The sequence below is a fragment of the Roseovarius sp. MBR-51 genome (assembly GCF_053628575.1).
Genome location: NZ_JBRJGQ010000005.1, coordinates 43,890 through 66,067 on the forward strand (window position 1 = coordinate 43,890; position 22,178 = coordinate 66,067).

At 66.2% G+C, this 22,178-nt stretch carries 11 protein-coding genes; 10 read left to right on the top strand and 1 reads right to left on the bottom strand.

What is annotated here, in order from left to right:
• The first annotated feature begins 4 nt into the window (after window positions 1-4).
• Genes ACSSVY_RS08430 through ACSSVY_RS08445 form a run of 4 tightly spaced genes read left to right on the top strand, consistent with a single transcriptional unit; the run spans window position 5 to window position 5,849 of the window.
• On the top strand, window positions 5-3,355 hold the full coding sequence (locus ACSSVY_RS08430) for an efflux RND transporter permease subunit (RefSeq protein ID WP_454269019.1): 3,351 nt from the start codon (window positions 5-7) through the stop codon (window positions 3,353-3,355).
• Window positions 3,356-3,397: 42 nt separating this feature from the next.
• On the top strand, window positions 3,398-4,336 hold the full coding sequence (locus ACSSVY_RS08435) for a bifunctional riboflavin kinase/FAD synthetase (protein ID WP_454269021.1): 939 nt from the start codon (window positions 3,398-3,400) through the stop codon (window positions 4,334-4,336).
• Window positions 4,333-4,803, top strand: a complete 471-nt coding sequence (locus ACSSVY_RS08440) for a YcgN family cysteine cluster protein (RefSeq protein ID WP_009815858.1) — start codon at window positions 4,333-4,335, stop codon at window positions 4,801-4,803. The genes ACSSVY_RS08435 and ACSSVY_RS08440 overlap by 4 nt, the downstream gene beginning before the upstream one ends.
• Complete coding sequence (locus ACSSVY_RS08445; RefSeq protein ID WP_454269023.1) at window positions 4,803-5,849, top strand: threonine aldolase family protein; 1,047 nt, start codon at window positions 4,803-4,805, stop codon at window positions 5,847-5,849. The genes ACSSVY_RS08440 and ACSSVY_RS08445 overlap by 1 nt, the downstream gene beginning before the upstream one ends.
• Window positions 5,850-5,956: 107 nt before the next feature.
• On the opposite strand, the gene epsE is transcribed toward ACSSVY_RS08445, so the two are convergent.
• Window positions 5,957-7,177, bottom strand: coding sequence for an exopolysaccharide biosynthesis GT4 family glycosyltransferase EpsE (gene epsE / locus ACSSVY_RS08450; protein WP_454269025.1), 1,221 nt, complete (start codon window positions 7,175-7,177; stop codon window positions 5,957-5,959).
• A 92-nt stretch (window positions 7,178-7,269) separates the two neighbouring features.
• Between epsE and ACSSVY_RS08455 the strand changes: the two genes are divergently transcribed.
• The 6 genes from ACSSVY_RS08455 to ACSSVY_RS08480 all read left to right on the top strand — a co-directional run bounded on the left by ACSSVY_RS08455 (window position 7,270) and on the right by ACSSVY_RS08480 (window position 22,123).
• Entirely contained in the window at window positions 7,270-8,112 is an 843-nt protein-coding gene (locus ACSSVY_RS08455) for a glycosyltransferase family 2 protein (protein ID WP_454269027.1), read from the top strand.
• A 47-nt stretch (window positions 8,113-8,159) separates the two neighbouring features.
• The gene (locus tag ACSSVY_RS08460; RefSeq protein ID WP_454269029.1) at window positions 8,160-9,527 is read left to right on the top strand and encodes an oligosaccharide flippase family protein; all 1,368 of its coding nucleotides are present in this window, start codon (window positions 8,160-8,162) and stop codon (window positions 9,525-9,527) included.
• Window positions 9,528-9,619: 92 nt separating this feature from the next.
• Window positions 9,620-16,021, top strand: a complete 6,402-nt coding sequence (locus ACSSVY_RS08465) for a type I polyketide synthase (RefSeq protein WP_454269031.1) — start codon at window positions 9,620-9,622, stop codon at window positions 16,019-16,021.
• Window positions 16,018-16,980: a glycosyltransferase gene (locus ACSSVY_RS08470; protein ID WP_454269033.1), complete on the top strand. Its 963-nt coding sequence runs from the start codon at window positions 16,018-16,020 to the stop codon at window positions 16,978-16,980. Before ACSSVY_RS08465 ends, ACSSVY_RS08470 begins: the two co-directional genes overlap by 4 nt.
• On the top strand, window positions 16,977-21,467 hold the full coding sequence (locus ACSSVY_RS08475; protein WP_454269035.1) for a MupA/Atu3671 family FMN-dependent luciferase-like monooxygenase: 4,491 nt from the start codon (window positions 16,977-16,979) through the stop codon (window positions 21,465-21,467). Before ACSSVY_RS08470 ends, ACSSVY_RS08475 begins: the two co-directional genes overlap by 4 nt.
• Complete coding sequence (locus ACSSVY_RS08480; RefSeq protein WP_454269037.1) at window positions 21,464-22,123, top strand: 4'-phosphopantetheinyl transferase family protein; 660 nt, start codon at window positions 21,464-21,466, stop codon at window positions 22,121-22,123. The genes ACSSVY_RS08475 and ACSSVY_RS08480 overlap by 4 nt, the downstream gene beginning before the upstream one ends.
• Window positions 22,124-22,178 lie beyond the last annotated feature (55 nt).

The window sequence follows — 22,178 nt, forward strand, 5'->3', positions numbered from 1 at the left end:
TGTCATGCCGGGCCTGATCTCATGGTTCACGCGGCACCGCACGGCGGCCAACCTGCTCTTGGTGCTGATGATCGCCTTGGGTCTGATGGCCTTGCCGCGTATGCGGGCGCAGTTCTTTCCCGATGTGGTGATCGACAATGTGAGCGTGTCGGTGGCGTGGGACGGTGCGAGCGCCGAGGATGTGGACGGGGCCATCGTGCAGGTGCTGGAACCGGCCCTGTTGGCGGTGGAGGGGGTGGAGGCCGCGACCTCGCTCAGCCGTGAGAACAGCGCGCTGGTGACACTCGAATTCGAGCCGGGCTGGGATATGGGGCGTGCCGCCGACGAGGTGCAGGCGGCGCTCGATATCATCACCACCCTGCCCGACGAGGCCGATGAACCCGTCGTGCGGCGCGGCGCGTGGCGCGATCAGGTGACGGATGTGGTGATCACCGGCCCGGTCGGCACCGAGCAATTGGCGCGGCTGGCGGATGAGTTGGTCACACGGCTCTTTGATGCGGGGGTGACGCGCACCACGATCAAAGGCGTGGCAGCCCCCGAAACGGTGGTCGAGGTGCCGGGTCCGGCGCTCATTGCCAATGACATCACCATGGCCGAGATCGCCGCCGCCATTGCCGCCGAGATCACCGCCGATCCGGCCGGGAACATGACCGGGGCGAATGCCCGGCTGCGCACCGGCTCTGACAAGCGCAGCGCGCGCGACATCGCTGGCATTACCCTGCGGATTGCCCCCGATGGCAGCGCGCTGACGGTGGGTGATGTGGCGCGGGTGCGGGTTCAGGGGGCGACGCGGGCGCTGGCCTATTACGTCGGCGATGCCCCGGCCATGAACGTCCGCGTGGACCGCTCGGCGCGCGGGGATGCGCTTGATATTCAGGCCAAGGTGCAGGCGGTGGCCGACCGCATGGCCGAAACCCTGCCCGAAGGCGTGAGCATTGATCTCATCCGCACGCGGGCCGAGGCGATTTCGGGCCGGATCAAGATGCTCTTGGACAATGCGCTGACGGGTCTGGCGCTGGTGGTGGGGCTGCTCTTTCTGTTTCTGAACGCGCGCACGGCGTTCTGGGTGGCGGCGGGGATTCCGGTTGCGATGCTGGCCGCGCTGGCGCTGATGTATTCGGCCGGTCTCACGCTCAACATGATTTCGCTGTTCGCGTTGATCATCACGCTGGGGATCGTGGTGGATGACGCCATCGTGGTGGGCGAACATGCCGATGCGCGGCACCGCAAGCTGGGCGAGCCGCCAATGGTCGCGGCAGAGCGCGCCGCCGGGCGCATGGCGCTGCCGGTTTTTGCCGCGACGCTGACCACGCTGATTGCATTCTTCGGGCTGGTGGTGATCGGCGGGCGGTTCGGCGATCTGATCTATGACATTCCCTTCACGGTGATTGCCGTGCTGGCCGCGAGCCTGATCGAGTGTTTCCTGATCCTGCCCAACCACATGGCGCATGCGTTGGCGCATTCGGCCAAGGTCCATTGGTATGACATCCCGAGCCGGGTGGTGAACCGGGGCTTTGGCGTGTTTCGCGACCGTGCCTTTCGCCCGCTGATCGGGTTCGTGATCCGGGCGCGCTATGTCGTGCTGGCGGCGGCGGTGCTGCTCTTGGCCACGCAGGTCGCGAGCTTTATGCGCGGCGATGTAACATGGCGGTTTTTCAACGCGCCGGAACAGGGCAGCGTGACGGGCAACTTCGCCATGCTGCCCGGGGCCACGCGCGACGATACGCTTGCGCAAATGCGCGCCTTGCAGCAGGCCGCCGAGGAACTGGGCGCGGACTACGAGGCCGACTATGGGGCAAACCCGCTGGCCTATGTGGTGGCGCAATTGGGGGGTGCTGCGGGGCGCGGTCTGTCAGGATCGGACACCCGCGAGGCCGATCTTTTGGGCGGGATTTCCATTGAGCTGATCGACGCCGATCTGCGGCCCTATTCCAGCTTTGCGTTTGTCGCTGACCTGCAAGAGCGGGTGGAGCAGCATCCGCTGACCGAGACGCTGAGCTTTCGCGGATCGCGCGCGGGGCCGGGGGGGGATGCGCTCGACATTCAACTCTACGGCGCGGAGGCGGATCAACTCAAATCTGCCGCTGAGGCGCTGAAAACAGCACTCGGGCGCTATCCCGAAGTGTCGGCGCTGGAGGACTCTCTTGCCTATGACAAGGCCGAGATGATCCTAGACCTCACGCCGCAGGGGGCGGCCCTTGGCTTTAGCATCGACGATCTTGGCCAGACCCTGCGCAACCGGGTGAACGGCATCGAGGCCGCGACCTATCCCGACGGCCCGCGCTCTGCCGAGGTGCGGGTGGAACTGCCCGAGGATGAACTGGCCGCCGATTTTCTCGAACGCATGCAGTTGCGCACGCCCACCGGGCAATATGTGCCGCTGGCCGATGTGGTCAGCGTCGAGACACGCACCGGCTTTGCCTCGGTCCGGCGGGAAAACGGCCTGCGGCTGGTGACGGTGACGGGTGATATTTCCGAGGATGACCCGGCCCGCGCCGCCGAAATCGTGCAGGCGCTGGAGACCGAAATCCTGCCCGAGGTCGCCGCGCGCTATCAGGTGGAATACCGGCTGGCGGGGCTCAGCGAACAAGAAGATGACTTTATGGCCGACGCGCGCCTTGGCCTGATTGCGACGCTCTTGGGGATTTATCTGGTGCTGTCGCTGGTCTTTGCGAGTTGGACCCGGCCCATGGTGGTGATGGCGATCATTCCCTTTGGCCTTGTCGGCACCATCTGGGGCCATGCGCAATGGGATGTGCCGCTGTCGATGTTCACGGTGGTGGGATTGTTGGGCATGACCGGGATCATCATCAACGATTCCATCGTTTTGGTCACGTCGATTGACGAACATGCGCAATCGCGGGGCCTGATCCCGGCTATTATCGAAGGCACCGCGGACCGGTTGCGCGCGGTTCTGCTGACCACGCTGACGACGGTTCTAGGGCTGGCGCCCTTGCTCTTTGAACGCTCGACTCAGGCGCAATTTCTCAAGCCGACGGTGATCACGCTGGTTTACGGGCTTGGGTTCGGGATGGTGCTGGTGCTGTTGGTCGTGCCGGCGCTCTTGGCCATCGGGCGGGACCTGTCGCGGCCTGTGACCGCGCTCCGCCGGGGGCTGCGCGGGCGTCGGGCCGGGTTGCAGGGCGTGTTGGGGGCGGGGCTCGCGATGGTGCTGGGCTGGTTCGGGGCGACGATGGGCTGGGTGCTGGTGACAGGGGATTTGCCGGGGCCGCTGGCGGGGCTGATGCCGCTGCCGCCGATGGGCGCGGCGCTGGCATTTTTCCTGATGGGCAGCGCCTTGGGCCTAGGGCTGGTCTATCTTGTCACCGCGTTGCGCCGCCCGCGCAGCGCCTGATCGCTCTTGCACAGGCGGCCTCGCGGCGCTACCCCTCTGCCCATGCGTATCATCCGCGATTACACCTATGTCACTGACGCCGACCGGGGCGCGAGCGTCGCCATCGGCAATTTCGATGGCGTGCATGTCGGCCATCGGTCGGTGATCGAACTGGCGCGCACAGAGGGGGAGCGGATCGGCGCGCCCTTGGGGATTCTCACTTTTGAGCCGCATCCGCGGGAATATTTCGCGCCCGACGCGCCACCCTTTCGCCTGATGGGACGCGAGGCGCGGGCGCATCGGCTGGAAAAGCTGGGGGTGGAGCGGCTCTATGAGATCAATTTCAACGCAGGGTTGGCGGCGCTCAGCCCGCGCGCCTTTGCGGAGACTGTGATCCGCGATGGTTTGGGCCTGCGGCATGTGGTGGTGGGCTCGGATTTCTGTTTTGGCAAAGGACGGGCGGGCAATGCCGCGATGCTGCAAGAGTTTGGCGACGAAATGGGGTTTGGCGTGACCATCGCCACGCTTCTTGAGGGCGAGAGCGGGCAGGTGTCGTCCACGGCGATCCGCGCCGCGCTGAGTGCTGGCGAGCCGCGCGCCGCCGCCGCCATGCTGGGCCATTGGCACCGGATCGACGGGCCGGTGATTGGCGGCGAGCAGCGCGGCCGCACGCTGGGTTATCCCACGGCGAATATGTCGATCAAGGGGCTGCATCCGCCCAAGTTCGGCATTTATGCCGTGCTGGTCGATGTTCTGGATGGGCCGCACAAAGGGCAGTATCATGGCGCGGCCTCGCTAGGCGTGCGACCGATGTTTCAGGGCGAAGAGGCCAATATCGAAACCTTCATCTTTGACTTTACCGGCGATCTTTATGGGGCCAACCTGTCCGTCGGGCTGATAGACTACCTGCGCCCCGAGGCGACATTCGACAGTCTGGAGGCGTTCATCGCGCAGATGGATGCCGATTGCCTGCGCGCCCGCGACATTCTGGCTGCGCTATGAGCGATGCCATCAACCGCAGCGGATTGCGCCCGCGTTACTGGGAAACCACGCGCCTTGACCGCATGACGCGCGCGGAATGGGAGGCGCTGTGCGATGGCTGCGGCAAATGCTGCATGAACAAGCTGGAGGATGAGGAGACCGGCGAGGTCGCCTTTACCCGCGTGGCCTGTCGCCTGTTTGACGATACCACCTGCCTCTGTGCGCAATACCCGATCCGGCATCAGTTCGTGCCCGAGTGCATCACGCTCAAGCCGCATACGATCGAGAGCCATGCCTATTGGCTGCCCGAAACCTGCGCCTACAAGCTCTTGCATCTGGGCAAGCCGCTCTATCCCTGGCATCCGTTGATTTCCGGCGATCCAGCGAGCGTGCATGACGCAGGCGTGTCGATGCGGCACCGGACCCTGCCGGAATTCGAGGTGCCCGAGGACGATTGGGAAGATCACATCATTGAGGAGCCGCTCTGATGCAGTTTGCCTCTGACAATTCCGGCCCGGCCCTGCCCGCCGTCATGCAAGCGATGGCCGAGACCAATCGGGGTCATGCGCCCTCTTATGGCACAGAGGCGCAGATGGATGAGGTGCGCGACCGTCTGCGCGCGCTTTTTGAGGCACCACAGGCCAGCGTCTATCTGGTGGCGACCGGCACGGCGGCCAATGCTCTGGCGCTGGCCACCCTCTCCGAGCCGTGGCAGACGGTGTTCTGCACCCCGCTTGCGCATATCCACACCGACGAATGCAACGCGCCCGAGTTTTTCACCGGCGGGGCCAAGCTGAGCCTTGTGGGGGAGGCCGACAAGATGACGCCCGAGGATCTGGCCCGCGCGATTGCGCTCTGGCCGGCGGGCGATGTGCATAATCCGCAGCATGGGCCGCTGGCGTTGACGCAAGCGACGGAACGGGGGCGGGTTTACACCTGCGCCGAGATTGCGGCCCTGACCCAAGTGGCGCGCGATCACGGGTTGCCCTGCTACATGGACGGCGCGCGCTTTGCCAATGCGGTGGCGACCTTGGGCTGCACCCCTGCGGAAATGACATGGCGCGCCGGCATTGACGCGGTCAGCATGGGCGGCACCAAGAATGGCTGTCTGGGGGTCGAGGCAGTGATTTTCTTCAATCCCGAGAATGCCTGGGAGTTTGAATTGCGGCGCAAGCGGTCGGCGCATCTGGTGTCGAAACACCGGTATCTGTCGGCACAGATGCTGGGCTATCTGCGCGACGACCTGTGGCTGAGCACGGCGCAAGAGGCCAATGACCGCGCGGCGGTGCTCGAGGCGGGATTGCGCGCGGTGCCGGGGGTGGAGATGGTGTTTGCGCGCGCTGTCAACATGATCTTTGCCCGCCTGCCCCGCGCCACGCATCAGCGCCTCAAGGCGGCGGGGGCGGCCTATGCGCTCTATGAGGGGCCGTTGGACGGCGATGCGATGGATGAGCCGCTGATGGCGCGGTTCGTGTGCGATTGGTCCGTCACCGAGGATCAGATCGCGCGGTTTCTGGAGATTGCACAGGGCTAGATCGGGGGGCTGGGGTGGCACAAAAGCATTTGTCTGTTGCGGACGTTGCCCCTGTCCATGCCCGCGCGGAACAAGGCGCGGCTCGTTGTTTGGAGCGAATGTCACCATCAGGCACTCGCCCCGCCCCTAGCCATCGCCCGGCGTGCGCCCGCGATCAGCGTCTCGGCCCCTTGGCTCGAGCGGAAATCCTGCACCACGCGCGCGCGCCCGGCCTCAGAGAGGCGTGCGCAGAGCGCGGGATCATCGGCAAGGGTGGCAATGGCCTCGGCCAGCCCCTGCGGCGATTTCGGCAACACCAAGAGCCCGCTTTCGCCCGGATCAATCAATTCCCGCACCCCGCCCGCATCCGTGCCGATCGTCGGCACGCCGCAGGCCATCGCCTCCATATAGGCGACGCCCAAGGGCTCATGCCAACTGGCCAATACGAACACATCCGCCGCCAGCAGATGCCGCCGCACCTCAGCCCCGCTGATGGCCCCAAGCAAGCGGGCCTGTGACCCAAGGTTGAGCTTTTCAAGATGGTCCTGCAAGTCGCGGCGATAGCCGGTGCCGCCTGCGTCATCCTCGCCCGCGATGTCCAACTGCACGTCGATGCCGCGATCCAAGAGCAGACGCAGCGCCGAGAGCAAATCCTGATGCCCTTTGACCCGGTGCAACCGCCCACAGGAAAAAAGCCGCAAAGGTGCTCCGGGGCGGGGCGGTTGATAGGGCGTGTCACGCTTGAAATCCTCGGTATCGACGCCCATCGGCTGCACCATCACATCGGCGGGCAGGTCGGGGCCAAGAACATCGCGCATTTCAGCCATGAGTTTATGGGTGATGATCGTGGCAAAGCTGGCATGCCGCCATTTGAACCCCTGTCCGGGGCCATAATCCGACAGCGCCCCATGCAGCGTGAGGCTATAGCTTGGCCCGCCCATCAGCCGTGCCAGCGCACAGATCAGCGCGGCACGCCCGCAGGAATGGGCATGCACATGACCAATCCCCCGCGCGCGGCAGTTTTGGATGAGCGCCCGCGCCGCAGGCAGGCAGATCAGCACATCCTTGAGGAATTCACCCCCCTGCCCCTCGCGCAGAATGGCGGACCACGGCGCGCGCAAGAGACCCATCAGCGCGTGACCGGATGTGGGCCGCCCGAGATAGGTGGTGCGCGCGATCGCCGCGTCAGACCAGTCATGCGAGACAAGAGCGGGCGGCGGCGGCCGCGTGCTAAAGAGATGCGGCACCGCGCCGACGCGCTCCAGATCCGCAATCTCGCGCCAGAAGAAGATATGCGTCTGGCCCGGAAACTGAGGCACCAGATAGCCGAGATTCAGAGGATCAGGCATTTTCGGTTCCGCTTGCCGCCAGTTTGTCGGATAAGCTCTAGCATGCCGCGCAGGCTCAGCACAGGCTCGCGGGCGATGGATTTGGAAACCCTTTGTTGACGGACATAACCGCACCCCGGCTCAGCGTCATCATTCCCGCCCATAACGAGGCGGGGATGATCGGGGATTGCCTGCAGGCGCTCTTTGCCTCTGACCCGGTCGCGGGGGGCGCAGAGGTGATCGTCGTGGCCAATGGCTGTCACGATACTACCGTGGCCGACGCCGAAGCCTGCCGTCCGCAGGCGCGCGATTGGACGTTTACCGTGCTCGACATGCCGCAGGGTGGCAAACCCGGCGCGCTGAGCGCGGGCGAGGCGGTGGCGCGGGGCGCGGTGCTGGCCTATCTCGATGCCGATGTGGTGGTTTCACCCCCGCTCCTGCGCCAGATCACCGAGGCGCTTGATCGCGCAGGCCCGGGCTATGCCAGCGGTCAGGTTGTGATTCCCACACCGCGCACGCGCTTCAGCCGCCTCTACGCGGGGTTTTACCGTCACGTGCCCTTTTTCCACCACGGCGTGCCTGGCTGCGGTCTCTTCGCGATGACGCGCGCGGGTCGGGCGCGGTGGGGCGATTGGCCGGGGATCATCTCGGACGATACCTTTGCGCGGCTGCACTTTGACCCCCGCGAACGCCACGCGGTGCCCGCGCGCTATGAGTGGCCCATCGTCGAAGGCTTTGCAGCACTGGTCCGGGTGCGGCGCAGGCAGGATGCGGGCGTCGCGGAAATCGCGCGCCTGTACCCGGCTCTCTTGGCCAATGACGACGCACGGCCTCGGGGGCCGGCGTGGGTGTTGCGCGCCGCCATGCGCGTGCCTCTGGGCTTTCTCGCTTATATTGCTGTGGCGATTGCTGTGCGGTTGCGGCAGGGTGGGCGCGATTGGGCGCGAGGCCGCTGAGTCATCGCGAAGTCCGGATAAACCGGAACGACGGAGTAGTGAGGCGCATGCAGCGGCTAACAGCGAAATTCTCGGGCGACGGCCTCTTGGCGCGGGCGCTGCGGTCTTCGGCGCTGACTGTCGCGGGATTCGGCGGGGCGCAGGTGCTCCGGCTGGCGTCGAACCTCATCCTTGCCCGCCTCCTCTTCCCCGAGGCGTTCGGCCTGATGGCGATTGTCTCGGTCATCATCCAAGGCCTCATGCAATTCTCCGACGTGGGCGTAAGCCCCGCGATCATGCAAAGCAAACGTGGCGATGATCCGGCGTTTCTCAACACCGCCTGGACCATTCAGGCGCTGCGCGGCGTGGGCCTTTGGCTGGTGGCCTGCGCGCTGGCTTGGCCGGTGGCGGTGATCTATGACGAGCCTCTCCTGATGCAGCTCTTGCCGGTGGCGGGGCTGTCGCTCTTGATCACCGGGTTCAACCCCACAGCCCTTGATACCGCCAAGCGGCATCTGCGCTGGGGCCGGGTCACGGCCATCGACTTCGCCGTGCAGATCACCGGCATCGTGGCGGCGGTGGCGCTGGCATGGTGGTGGCAGTCGGTCTGGGCGCTGGTGGTCTCGGGCCTGCTCAGCGCGGGCATTGCGCTCGTGCTTTTCTGGCTCTTTCTGCCGGGGGCGTCGAACCGGATGGGCTGGGAACGGCTGGCGGCCTCGGAGCTTGTCAGCTTTGGCAAATGGATTTTCCTCAGCACCATCTGCGGCTTTCTCTTCAATCAGGCGGACAAGCTCATCTTGGGCAAATACCTCAGCTTTGATGTCTTTGGTGTTTATAATATCGGCTTCTTTCTCGCCTCCTTTCCCATGCTCTTGGGCCATATGCTGACATGGCGCCTGCTCATCCCGATCTACCGCGAACTCCCTCCGCACGAGAGCGCGGCCAATTTCGCCAAACTGCGGCGCATGCGCTTTGCGGTCACGGGCGGGCTGATGGCGCTGTCGGCCGGGTTTGCCCTCCTTGGCGTGTGGCTGGTGGGGATCATGTATGACGACCGCTATACCATGGCGGGGGCTGTGGTGGTGCTGATGGCGCTGATGCAACTGCCCCAGATCATCGTGATGACCTATGATCAGGCCTCGCTTGCAGCAGGGGATTCGCGGCGGTTCTTCATCCTGACGCTGGCCAAGGCGGCGGCGATGGTTCTGGCGCTCTTGCTGGGCCTCGAATGGGGTGGCCTCTTGGGGGCGCTCTTGGGCTATGGCGCGGCAATGGTTCTGGCCTATCCGGTGGTGATTTGGCTCGCGCGGCACATGCGGGCCTGGGACCCGGCGCATGACGCAGGCATGGCAGCGCTGGGGCTGGCGCTGGCGGCGCTGGCGCTCTGGCTCAACGGTGCGGCGCTCTCTGATCTGGCGCGGCTCTCTGGATGGTAACTGAGAAAACACCATTATCGCCAAGGGCATGCCGCAAAACAGTCGCATTGTCGGGCGAGTTTTGGCACCGTATGATTTGAGCAGTGGATTTGATGGCCGATCACATGACCCAACCGTCGCCCGACGGCACCGAGATTGCCATTGTCGGTATGGCCGCGCACCTGCCGGGGGCGCGGAACGTGGCCGAGTATTGGCAAAACCTCTGCGCCGGGCACCGCGCCATCCGCCGCATGACCGAGGCCGAGTTGCTGGCCGCGGGCGAGCCCGCGCAAATGATCCGCCGCCCCGATTACGTGCCCTATGCCGCACCCCTTGAGGGGTTCGAGATGTTCGATGCCGAGTTCTTCGGCTTTGGCCCCAAAGAGGCCGCGATCCTCGATCCGCAACACCGCCGCTTTCTAGAAGTGGCATGGGAGGCGCTCGAGGATGCAGGCCATCCGCCCGAGCATTTCCCCGGCTCCATCGGCGTTTTCGCAGGCTGCGGCATGGGCAGCTATTTCTATTTCAACCTCTGCTCCAACCGCGATCTCGTCGACGATGTGGGCATGTTCCTCTTGCGCCACACCGGCAATGACAAGGATTTCCTGACCACCCGGCTCAGCCATATTCTCGATCTCAAGGGGCCATCTCTGGGCCTGCAAACCGCCTGCTCCACCTCGCTTGTCGCGGTGCATGTGGCATCGCAATCGCTGCTCAATGGCGAATGTGACATGGCACTCGCGGGCGGCGTGACCATCGAGCTGCCACAGGGGCGCGGCTATCTCTACAAAGAGGGCGAGATCCTGTCGCCCGATGGCGAATGTCATGCGTTTGACCACCGCGCCCAAGGCACCGTCTTTGGCTCTGGCGCGGGGGTCGTGGTGCTGCGGCGGCTCTCGGATGCGCTGGCAGATGGCGATCACATCTGGGGCGTGATCAAGGGCTCTGCGGTCAACAACGATGGTGCGGCCAAGGCGGGCTATCTCGCGCCGTCCGTCGACGGTCAGGCCGCAGCCGTGGCCGAGGCGCAGGCGGTGGCGGGCATCTCTGCCGAAACGGTCGATTACGTCGAATGTCACGGCACCGGCACCTATTTGGGCGATCCCATCGAGGTGGCCGCTCTCACGCAGGCCTTTCGCGAGACCACCCAAGCCGTCGATTTCTGCCGCATCGGCAGCGTCAAGACCAACATCGGCCATCTCGACACGGCAGCGGGCGTGGCCAGCCTGATCAAGGCGACGCTGGCGGTCTATCACGGGCAAATGCCCCCCTCCTTGGGCTATGAGGCGCCGAACCCGGCGATTGCCTTTGACGGCAGCCCCTTTGCGGTCAATGACCGGCTTACCGCTTGGCCCCGCCGCGATCATCCGCGCCGCGCGGGCGTGAATTCTCTGGGCGTGGGCGGCACCAACGCGCATGTGGTTCTAGAGGAACCCCCCGCGCGCGCGGCCCCCGAGGCCAGCGATTGGCCCTTTCAGCCGCTGGTGATCTCTGCCCGCTCCAAAGCGGCGCTGGAGGAAAACTCTGCCCGCCTTGCCGCGCATCTGCGCAATCACCCCGAGCAGGACTTGGCCGATGTGGCCTGGACCCTCAAGCAAGGCCGCCGCGCCTTTGAACGCCGCCGCGTGGTGGTGGCAAGCAGCCATGACGAGGCGGCAACGCTCTTGGAAAAGGGCGATCCGCGCCGCGTCTTCACCCATGAGGCGCTCGACGCCCCCGAGGTCGTCTTCATGTTCCCCGGCGGCGGCGCGCAATATGCCGGCATGGCGCGCGATCTTTATGAGACAGAGCCGGTCTTTGCCGAATGGATGGGCCGTGGCCTTGCGGTGCTGCAACCCAAACTCGATTACGACATCCGCGCTCTCTGGCTGCCTGCCCCTGCCGATATGGCCACCGCTGCCGAACGGTTGAAACGCCCGTCGGTTCAATTGCCCCTCATCATGATCACCGAATACGCGCTGGCGCAGTTGTGGCAGAGCTGGGGCGTAACCCCTGCTGCCCTCATCGGTCATTCCATGGGCGAGAATACCGCCGCCTGTCTTGCAGGCGTGATGGGCTTCGAGGATTGCATCGGGCTGGTGCATCTGCGCGGGCAACTCTTCGACACCGTGCCCAAGGGCGGGATGCTCAGCGTGCCCCTGTCCGCCGAGGCGCTGCGCCCCTATCTGGGCACAACACTCGACATCGCGGCGGTCAATGCGCCGGGGCTCAGCGTGGCCTCTGGCCCACAGGCGACGCTCGATGATCTGGCGGCGCGTCTGGCCGAGGCGGGGATCGAGACCACGCGCATCCCCATCGACATCGCCGCCCATTCGCGGATGCTGGAACCGATCCTGACCCGCTTTGGCGATTACCTGCGCTCCATCGCCCTCAACGCCCCGCAAATCCCGATCCTGTCGAACCGCACCGGCGATTACCTGACAGCGGCCGAGGCGACAGACCCCGCCTATTGGGTCGGCCACCTGCGCAACACCGTCCATTTCGCCGACGGTCTGGGGCGTCTGGCCGAGGGTCCGCGCCGCGTGTTCCTGGAGGTGGGACCGGGCAAAGCGCTGGCCTCCCTCGCCCAAGCCCATGGCGCCATAAGCGCCAATCAGGTCATCAGCACCCTGCGCCACCCCGAGGACAGCGTCGCCGACGATGCCTATTTCATGGCGATGCTGGCGCGGATGTGGGCGGTGGGCGTCGATATAGACTGGGATCAGATCTGGGGCGAGGCGCGGCGCACCCGCGTGCCGCTGCCCACCTACGCGTTTCAGCACAAGCCCTATTTCATCACCCCCGGCAAGGCGCGCGACACTGGGCAAACTGACTGGCCCACGCGCCGCGACGACCTGACCGACTGGGGCTACCTGCCCTATTGGCGGCCGCATCTGGCCGAGATCGAGATTGTCAGTGAGGCCGATCTGGCAGCCATGCCCCGCGAGACTTGGCTCATTTTCGAGGATGACGCAGGTCTTGGCTCAGCCGTGGGCAAGCGGCTTGCCGCCACGGGACATACGGTGACGTATGTCACGACCGGCGATGCCTTTGCTCCGCTTGCACCGGGGCGCTATGCCCTCTCGCCCGAACGCGGGCGTGAAGGCTATGATGCTCTCATCCGCGCGCTCAGCGCCGAAGGCCGCCTGCCCACCCGCATCGCGCATTTCTGGCTGGTCACGCAGGATGCCCGCCACCGCCCCGGATCGAGCTTTTTCCACCGCGTTCAGGAACAAGGCTTCTACAGCCTGCTCTTTCTGGCACAGGCCATGGCGGATGAAGGGCTCTCGGGCCCGCTCCACATCACCGCCATCACCAATGGCGCGACGCAGGTCCGCGACGAGGGCCTGCGCGACCCGGCCAAGGCCACGCTCATGGGCCCACTCCGGGTGATCCCGCATGAAATGCCGGGCGTGACGGCGGCAAGCCTTGATCTGGCCCTGCCCGCACGCGGCCCCGATGCGGCGCTGGTGACACAAGTGCTCGAGGATCTGATGCAGCCCCCGCGCAATCATGTGGCTGCCCTGCGCGGCGCGCGGCGCTACGAGGCGGGTTGGCGCGCAACACCCCTCCTGCCCGCTCAGACCCCGTTGGCAGAGGGCCAGACCGTGCTCATCACCGGCGGCTTTGGTGGCATCGGCCTCACCTTGGCCGAGGATCTGATCACGCATTCCAACGCCAAGATCGTCCTCATGGCGCGCCGCCCGCTGCCGCCCCGCGCCGACTGGCCGCGCATGATGGCCACACGCGGCGCAGGCGATCCACTGGCCCGCCGCATCGCTGCCGTTGAGCGATTGGAGGGCTTGGGCGGTCAGGTCATGGTCGTGGCGGGCGATGTCAGCAATATCGAGGATATGCAAACCGCCCGCGCGGACATCGAGGCCCGCTTTGGCGCGCTTCATGGCGTGATCCACGCCGCCGGTGTCATCAAGGACGCGCCGCTCCTCAGCAAAGGCCCCGATACGATCGAGGATGTGTTCACCCCGAAAATCCACGGCACGCAGGTGTTGGACGAGGTGTTTCCCGATGGCACGCTCGACTGGCTCGTGCTCTTTTCCTCCTCCTCCACCGCCACCGCCCCGGCGGGACAGGTGGATTACGTCGCCGCCAATGAGTATCTCAACGCCTATGCGCGCAGCCGCGCAGGCGACAAGACCCGCGTCATCGCGCTCAACTGGGGCATCTGGTCCGAGGTGGGCATGGCCGCCGAGGCTGTGGCGCAGCAACGCGGCGACACCCTCGCCGCCCCGCGCCTGCCCGTGCAGGCCCCCTTGGTGCAAGAGACCAGCCATGATGCGATGGGCAACCGCCTCTTTCACGCCCGCTATGATGCCGGTCTCTGGGTATTCGATCAGCACCGCACCAAATCCGGTCAGGCGCTCTTGCCCGGCACCGGCTATCTGGAGCTTTTGGCCGAGGCGCTGCGCGCACAGGGCGAGGATGGCCCGTTTGAGATCCGCGATCTGTGGTTCCTGCGCGCCTTTGACATGCCCGAGGGCGGCACCCGCGACATGCGCCTCACCCTGACGCGCAACGACACCGGCTATGCCGCGCGGATCGAGGGCGATCATGCGCAGGCCGGGCGTCAGGGCTGGGTCACACTGGCCGAGGCCGGGCTGAGCCTCTTGCCGCTCCCCGCTCCTGCGGCGCTCGATCTTGATTCCATACGTTACCGTATGCAAAACTGGCAACAGGCAGGCGATACCGCCCTTGCCGCCCCACAAGAGGTGCATCTTGAGTTCGGCCCACGCTGGCGCGTGTTGCGCGCCATGGGGCTTGGACAGGGCGAGGGGCTCGCGCATCTGCACCTGCCCGAGAGCGCCCAACGCGATCTGGCGGCGGGCTATCTCCTGCATCCCGCGTTGATGGATATCGCAACCGGCTGGGCCATGGGGCTGATTGCGGGCTATGACGGGTCCGATCTCTGGGTGCCTATGTCCTACAGGTCGCTCAGCGTCCATGCGCCCTTGGGGGCCGATGTCTGGTCTCATGTCCGCAATGCCGCCGACAATCACGCGAGCGATGAAACCGCGCGCTTTGACATCACGCTTTGCGATGCTGCAGGCCGGGTGCTGATCGAGATCACCGATTTCGCCATCCGCAAACAGGTGGGCGGTCTCGCCCTGACCCCGCCACGTCCCAGCGAAATCCGGTTCGAGGGCCAGACCGAGAGCGCCCCGACAAGCCCCGCCGAAGAGCGCCTGCGCCACGCCTTGCGCGAAGGTATCCGCCCCACTGAGGGGGCCGAGGCCTTTCGCCGTGCCTTGGCGCAATCCGCGCCGCAAATCCTCGTCTCCTCGCTCGACCTTCCCGCCCTCATCGCGCAGGCAGAGGCGGGCGCGCAGGCACCTGAGAGCAACGGACAACGCTTTGAACGCCCCGATCTCGACAGTGATTTCACAGCCCCTGAGGGCGAGATCGAGACCCGGCTTGCGGGCTTCTGGTCAGACCTTCTGGGGCTGGAGCAGGTGGGCGCCGAGGACTCCTTCTTTGATCTTGGCGGTCATTCCTTGATCGCGGTCCGCCTCTTTGGCATGATCCGCAAGGCGTATCGCGTCGATCTGCCCATTTCGATCCTTTTCGAGGCCCCCACCATCCGCGCCTGCGCCGCGCTGATCGAGGCGCAAATCGGGCCGCAGGAGGCGGGAGAGGACACCCCCGCACCACAAGAACCACAGCGCCGCTTTACCCATCTTGTGCCGATGCATCGGGGCGAAGGCGGGCCGAAAACACCCTTCTTCCTTGTCGCGGGCATGTTCGGCAATGTGCTGAACCTACGCCATCTGGCGCATCTCTTGGGCGAGGATCGGCCCTTTTACGGTCTTCAGGCGCGCGGCCTCTATGGCGGCGCGGCCCCCCATGACGATCTGACCGAGGCCGCAGCCGACATGATCGCCGAACTGCGGCAGGTGCAGCCGCACGGCCCCTATCTCTTGGGTGGTTTCTCGGGCGGCGGCATCACCGCCTATGAAATGGCGCAGCAATTGCGCGCGGCAGGCGAAGATGTGGCGCTGATCGTGATGCTCGACACGCCGCTGCCACAGCGCCGCCCGCTCTCGCGCCGCGATCGGCTGATGATCCAATGGCAGGAGCTCAGGGCCGGCGGCCCGCTCTATCCGCTGCGGTGGGCGGCGCGCAGGCTCGCGTGGGAAATCACCAAACGCCAGCCCAAACCCGAGGCCGTGACCGACACGCACCAATTCCACGACAGCGCCATAGAGGCCGCCTTTTACCGCGCCATCGCCAAATATCAGCTGCGCCCATGGGCAGGCGCGCTGCATCTCTTCCGTCCGCCGCTGGTGGGCAAATGGCAGGTCTCCGATGGCCGTTGGGTCAGCAGCGAGCGTGCCTATGTCCTGCCTGATAATGACTGGGCGGGCTTTGCCCCGCAGGTGCAGGTGACAGAGGTACCCGGCACGCATGATTCCATGGTGTTGGAGCCGAATGTGCGGGTCTTGGCCGCGCGCCTGCGCCGGGTGATCGAGGCGGCAGAAGTGGCACAAACCATGCCCGATCACCGCGAGGCCGCAGAATGACCGTTCCCCGCGTCCTCACCATCGTCCTCAACTGGCGCACGCCTGACATGAGCCTCAAGGCAGCGGATGCCGCATGGCGCGCCATGCGGGGCATCGCGGGCGAGATCGTGCTGGTGGACAACGATTCCGGCGATGGCTCGTTTGAGGCCATGCAAAAGGCCACCGCCGATTGGGACCGCGTGCGCGTGGTGCAATCCGGCCATAACGGCGGCTTTGGCGCGGGCAATAACGCGGGCATGCGCGCCGGTCTTAGCGACGGCACGCGCCCCGATTACGTCTATATCCTCAACTCCGATGCCTTTCCCGCCCCGGATGCCATTGCCGCGCTGGTGACGCATCTTGAGGCGCATCCCAAAACCGGCCTCGCAGGCAGCTATATCCACGGCCCCGATGGCGCGGCCCATGTCACCTGCTTCCGCTTTCCCTCGATCTTGGGTGAATTCGAGGGCGCGGCGCGGATCGGCCCGATCAGCCGCCTCTTGCGCACTGTCGCCGTGCCCCTGCCCGTGCCCCAGACCTCGCAGACGGTCGATTGGCTGGCCGGAGCCAGCCTGATGATCCGCCAAGACGTGCTTGATCAAATCGGTGGCTTTGACGAGCGGTTCTTCCTTTATTTCGAGGAAACCGACCTCTGCCTGCGCGCCGCGCGCACGGGTTGGCGCACCGATTTCGTCGAAAATAGCCGGATCGAGCATATCGGATCGGTCAGCACCGGGATGAAGGGCTGGGACCGCGTGCCCGCCTACTGGTTTGCCTCGCGCCGCTATTATTTCACCAAGAACCACGGTGCCGCCTATCTCGCCCTTGTCACGCTGGCGCATCTGCTGGGGGCCGGGCTTGGCACGCTCTGGCGGCTCCTGCGGCGCAAGGGCGCAAGCCGCCCACCCTATTTCCTGCGCGATCTGGTGCTGGGCGATCTGGGCGCGGCGCTGAACCGGCAAAAAAGGATCAAGCCATGATGCAGGCCCTCTTGATCGGCAACGAATCCCTCGCCCTTCAGTGTGGCGAGACCTGGCTCGCGCGCGGGCACGGCATCAAGGCGGTGATCACCCGCCATGCGGATGTGACCGCTTGGGCCGAGGCCAAAGGCCTGCGCGTCGTGCCCCCCGGTCCGGGTCTGGCCAAACGCTTGGGCGATCTCACTTGCGATTGGCTCTTGTCCATCGCCAATCTCGACCTCTTGCCGCAGACCGTGCTGGCGCGCGCCACGCGCGGCGCGGTCAATTTCCACGATGGCCCCTTGCCGCGCTACGCCGGTCTCAATGCGCCGGTCTGGGCTATTCTGAACGGCGAGGTGCGGCATGGCATCACTTGGCACCTGATCGAAGGCGGGGTGGACGAAGGGCGCATCATCACTCAGCGCATGGTGGACATCTCGGGGGATGAAACCGCCTTTACCCTCAACGCCAAATGCTACGCAGCGGCGCTCGACAGCTTTCCCGATGTGATCACCGCCCTCGAACAGGGCGCCGTGACGGCACAGACCCAAGACCTCAGCGCGCGCAGCTATTTCGCCCGCGACCAGCGCCCCGAGGGGCTCTGCCTCGATTTCACCCAACCCGCCGAGGCTCTGGCACGGCTGGTGCGCGCGCTTGATCACGGCGGCTATGCCAACCCGCTCAACAGGGCGCGGATCATCGCGGGCGACCGCGTGCTGCTCGTGGGCCGGGCCGAGGTGGTGCCGGGCAACGGCGCACCGGGCGTGGTCCTCAGCGTCGAGGGCGCACGCCTCACCGTGGCCACAGGTGCGGGTGCGTTACGGCTCAGTGCGCTGACCGGACCGGATGGCGGCGCGACCTCTCTTGCAGGCATCGCCGTGGGGTCGGTCCTGACCACTCAAGCCATCACCGACCTTCTGACAAAGCTCGCCTCCCAAGACGGCTATTGGCGTCGCAGCCTGCGCGCCCTGCGCCCGATCACCTTGCCACTGGGCAGCGGCGCAGGCGTTGAAGAGCGCCGCACGCTTGATCTGCCCGCCGATGCGCTCGACGCGATCGGCCTCTGGGCCGCGCGTCTGGGCGGCGAGGAGGCCACGCATATTGCCTATGCCGGGGCGGCGGTCGAGGCGGCACTTGCCCCCGGCCATGTCTGCCCATGGGTGCCGGTTGCCGCCCCGAACCTGCCCCAAAGCATCCCCGAGGCCGAGGCCCGCGGGGCCTTCGCGCTCGATCTCTTCGCCCGTGACCCGGCCCTTGATGCCGCGCAGACCCCGCATATCGGCCTGCGTGTCGCGGGGCGCGGCCTTATTCCCGGCACGGTGCTGACCATCGACCTCTCTGACACACCCACGCTCGTCTATGACGCCGCACGCCTTTCGCCCGCCATGGCCGACCTTCTCGCGCGGCGGGTTGAGACCTTGGCGCGCGGCGACACCGCCCCCCTGCCCGAGGCCGAGCGCCGCATGGTCGTCGAGGCGTGGAACCGCACCGATACCCCCTATGACGCCCGCCCCCTGCACCGCCTGATCGCCACACAGATTGCCAAGACGCCCCATGCCCGCGCCGTTGTGTTCGAGGCCGAAACCCTCACCTATGCCGCCCTTGACGCCCGCGCCAACCGCATCGCCCATGTGCTGCGCCAGATGGGCGTCGGCCCCGGCGTGCTGGTGGGCCTCTGCCTGCCGCGCTCTGCCGATATGATCGCCGCCGCCTTGGGCATATGGAAGGCAGGCGGGGCCTATGTGCCGATGGACCCGGCCTATCCCGCCGAGCGTCTGGCGCTCTATCTCAGCGACAGCGGCGCGCGGGTGGTCGTCACCCGCTCTGACGTGGCACAGACCCTGCCGCCAACAGCGCATACCCTCACGCTCGACACCGACCCGCGCGTCGCGCACGCCCCCGACAGCGCGGTTGACGGCGGCGCAGGCCCCGATGATCTGGCCTATGTGATCTATACCTCCGGCTCGACCGGCCGCCCCAAGGGCGTCATGGTCACGCATCGCAACGTCGCCAATTTCTTTGCCGGCATGGATGACCGTATCCCGGCGGAACCGGGGGCGGTCTGGCTCGCCGTGACAAGCCTCAATTTCGACATTTCCGTGCTCGAACTCTTTTACACGCTCGCGCGCGGCTACACCCTCATCCTTAGCGGCGACGAAAGCCGCGCGCTGGTCTCGTCTGGGCAATTGGCCACGTCCGACCGGGGCATGCAGTTCAGCCTTTACTATTGGGGCAATGACGATGGCATGGGGCGCGACAAATACAAATCCCTGCTCGAAGGCGCGCAATTCGCCGACACCCACGGCTTTTGCGCAGTCTGGACGCCCGAGCGGCATTTCCACGCCTTTGGCGGCCCCTATCCCAACCCCTCGGTAACGGGGGCCGCCGTCGCGGCGGTCACGCAAAACATCGCCGTGCGCGCCGGAAGCTGCGTTGCCCCCCTCCACCATCCCGCGCGCATTGCCGAGGAATGGGCGGTCATCGACAACCTCACCAACGGGCGCGCGGGCCTTGCGATTGCAAGCGGCTGGCACCCCGATGATTTCATCCTGCGCCCGGAAAACACGCCGCCCCGCAACAAACCGGCGATGTTCGAGGCGATCCGTGATCTGCGCCGCCTCTGGCGCGGCGAGGCGGTGGAATTTCCCCGCGCCGATGGCACGATGCACGCCGTCGTGACCCAACCGCGCCCGGTGTCCAAGGTGCTGCCCGTCTGGGTCACAACCGCCGGCAACCCCGAGACATGGCGCGAGGCGGGCGCGCATGGCGCCAATGTGCTCACGCATCTCTTGGGGCAATCCATCGACGAGGTGGCGGGCAAGATCACCCTCTACCGCACCGCCCTGCGCGAGGCAGGGAATGATCCGGACGCCTTCACCGTCACGCTCATGCTGCATACCTATGTGGCCGAAACCCGCGACGAGGCGCGGCGCGTGGCGCGCGAGCCGATGAAGGACTATCTGCGCTCCGCCGCCGCCCTCATCAAGCAATACGCTTGGGCCTTCCCCGCCTTCAAACGCCCGCAAGGTGTGAGCAACCCTTTCGAGCTTGACCTCGGATCGCTCAGCCCAGAGGAACTCGACGGCATCCTCGATTTCGCCTTCGAGCGCTATTTCGAGGATTCCGGCCTTTTCGGCACGGTCGAGGATTGCGTCGCTCGCGTCGAAGGGCTCAAACGCATCGGCGTGGATGAAGTGGCCTGTCTTATCGACTACGGTATTCCCGCGCGACAGGTGCTTGACGGTCTGCGCCCGCTCGCGCGCGTGCTGGAGCGCTCGAACCGTGTGGGGGCTATCCCCGAGGATGACTTTTCCATCGCCGCGCAAATCCTGCGCCATGGCGTGACGCATCTGCAATGCACCCCCTCAATGGCGCGGATGATCGCCATGAACGACGAATCCCGCCACGCCCTCGGGCGGCTGCGGCACCTGATGCTGGGCGGCGAGGCGCTGCCGGGCGCTCTGGTCCAAGAGTTGCGGCAGGTCACGCGCGCACGGATGACCAATATGTACGGTCCCACGGAAACGACCATCTGGTCCACCACCGGCCCCGCCGAAGAGACCCCCGGCCCCGCCGCCATCGGCACGCCCATCACCAATACGCAGGCGTATGTTCTGGGCCCCGACATGCAGCCGTTGCCCGTGGGCGTGGCAGGCGAGCTCTGGATTGGCGGCGATGGCGTCACACGCGGCTATCTCGGGCGCGACGACCTGACAGCAGACCGCTTCCGCCCCGATCCGTTCCGTGCGGGCGGGCGCATCTATGGCACCGGCGATCTGGTGCGCTGGCGCGCCGATGGGCGGCTCGATTTCGTCGGGCGCGCCGATGCACAGGTAAAACTGCGCGGCTACCGCATTGAACTGGGCGAGATCGAGGCCGCACTTGAGGGCTGCACCGGCGTCGCACAAGCGGTGGTGCTGGCGCGCGAGGATACCCCCGGCGACATGCGTCTCGTGGCCTATCTGCGCGGCACGATCACACCAGAGGCCGCGCGCGCGCATCTGGCCACACATCTGCCCGCCCACATGATCCCGTCGCATGTCGTCGTGCTGGAGCACTTCCCCCTCACCCCCAACCGCAAGGTGGACCGCAAGGCGCTGCCTGCGCCAGAGACCGAAGTCAAAGCCCCGCGCCCCGCAGCCGCCCCCAAACCGGTCACGCCCGCCAATACGATCGAGCGCGACATCGCGGCGATCTGGGCGCGCATTCTTGGCGTGGCCGAGATTGGCGCACAGGACAGTTTCTTTGATCTGGGCGGTCACTCCCTCTTGGCGGTGCAGGCGCATCGCGAGATCCGAAGCACGCTGGCGGTCGACCGGCTCAGCATCACCGATATTTTCCGCTGCCCGAAACTCGCCACTCTGGCGGCGCGTGTGGCGGAATTGCGCGGCGACGCGCCCCCCACGCCCGCCAATACCCCCGCCCCGGCCCCCAGCCCCGGTCGTGCCGATGCACGCTCCGATGCCATGGCCCGCCGCCGCGCCATGCGGGCGGCGCGCCAAGGGTGAGCGCCGCGCTGATCGCCGCGCTGCGCGCCCTTCTGCCCGAGGGGCTGGCCTTGGCCGCAAGCGATCCACGCGCCGAGGCAACCGGCCTCTGGCCCGAGGAGGCCACAGCCATGGCCCGCGCAGTGCCCAACCGCCGCCGCGAATTCGCCGCTGGCCGCCGCGCGGCGCGCAGCGCCTTGGCCACGCTTGGCCACGCCCCGGCCGCCATCCCCATGGCCCCCGACCGCGTGCCGCTCTGGCCCGAGGGTGTGACCGGCACGATCAGCCACGGTGCCGGGATCTGTCTGGCGCTCCTTGGGCGCACCGAAGACTGGGCCGGGCTTGGCCTCGATTTTGAGCCGGCCTTGCCCCTGCCCGAGGACACCGTTGCCACAATCTGCACCCCCGCCGAGCGTGAGACCGTAGCCCAAGACCCCAGCGGCCTCCTCTCCCGCCGCCTCTTTTGCGCCAAGGAAGCCACCTACAAGGCGCAATATGCCCAGAGCCGCAGGCTGCTTTCCTTCCACGATCTTGAAGTCAGCTTTGACGGGGCAGGCGGGTTCATCGCCCACCTCCAGACCGCCTGCCCCCCCTTTCCCCCCGCCACACGCTTTGCCGGACACAGCCTGCAAACCGGCAATATCCTCGCGGCCCTCGTCGCCCTGCCCCGCCTCTGAACAGTCTGTTTCCAAACCCCGGCAAATAACCTGTGGCGAAATTATGGCGTGATTG

Bases quoted from the DNA above. Each gene is read 5' to 3' on its own strand.
- ACSSVY_RS08430 (WP_454269019.1), top strand. From the start codon at position 5: ATGCCGGGCCTGATCTCATGGTTCACGCGGCACCGCACGGCGGCCAAC.
- ACSSVY_RS08435 (WP_454269021.1), top strand. From the start codon at position 3,398: ATGCGTATCATCCGCGATTACACCTATGTCACTGACGCCGACCGGGGC.
- ACSSVY_RS08440 (WP_009815858.1), top strand. From the start codon at position 4,333: ATGAGCGATGCCATCAACCGCAGCGGATTGCGCCCGCGTTACTGGGAA.
- ACSSVY_RS08445 (WP_454269023.1), top strand. From the start codon at position 4,803: ATGCAGTTTGCCTCTGACAATTCCGGCCCGGCCCTGCCCGCCGTCATG.
- epsE (WP_454269025.1), bottom strand. From the start codon at position 7,177: ATGCCTGATCCTCTGAATCTCGGCTATCTGGTGCCTCAGTTTCCGGGC.
- ACSSVY_RS08460 (WP_454269029.1), top strand. From the start codon at position 8,160: ATGCAGCGGCTAACAGCGAAATTCTCGGGCGACGGCCTCTTGGCGCGG.
- ACSSVY_RS08465 (WP_454269031.1), top strand. From the start codon at position 9,620: ATGGCCGATCACATGACCCAACCGTCGCCCGACGGCACCGAGATTGCC.
- ACSSVY_RS08470 (WP_454269033.1), top strand. From the start codon at position 16,018: ATGACCGTTCCCCGCGTCCTCACCATCGTCCTCAACTGGCGCACGCCT.
- ACSSVY_RS08475 (WP_454269035.1), top strand. From the start codon at position 16,977: ATGATGCAGGCCCTCTTGATCGGCAACGAATCCCTCGCCCTTCAGTGT.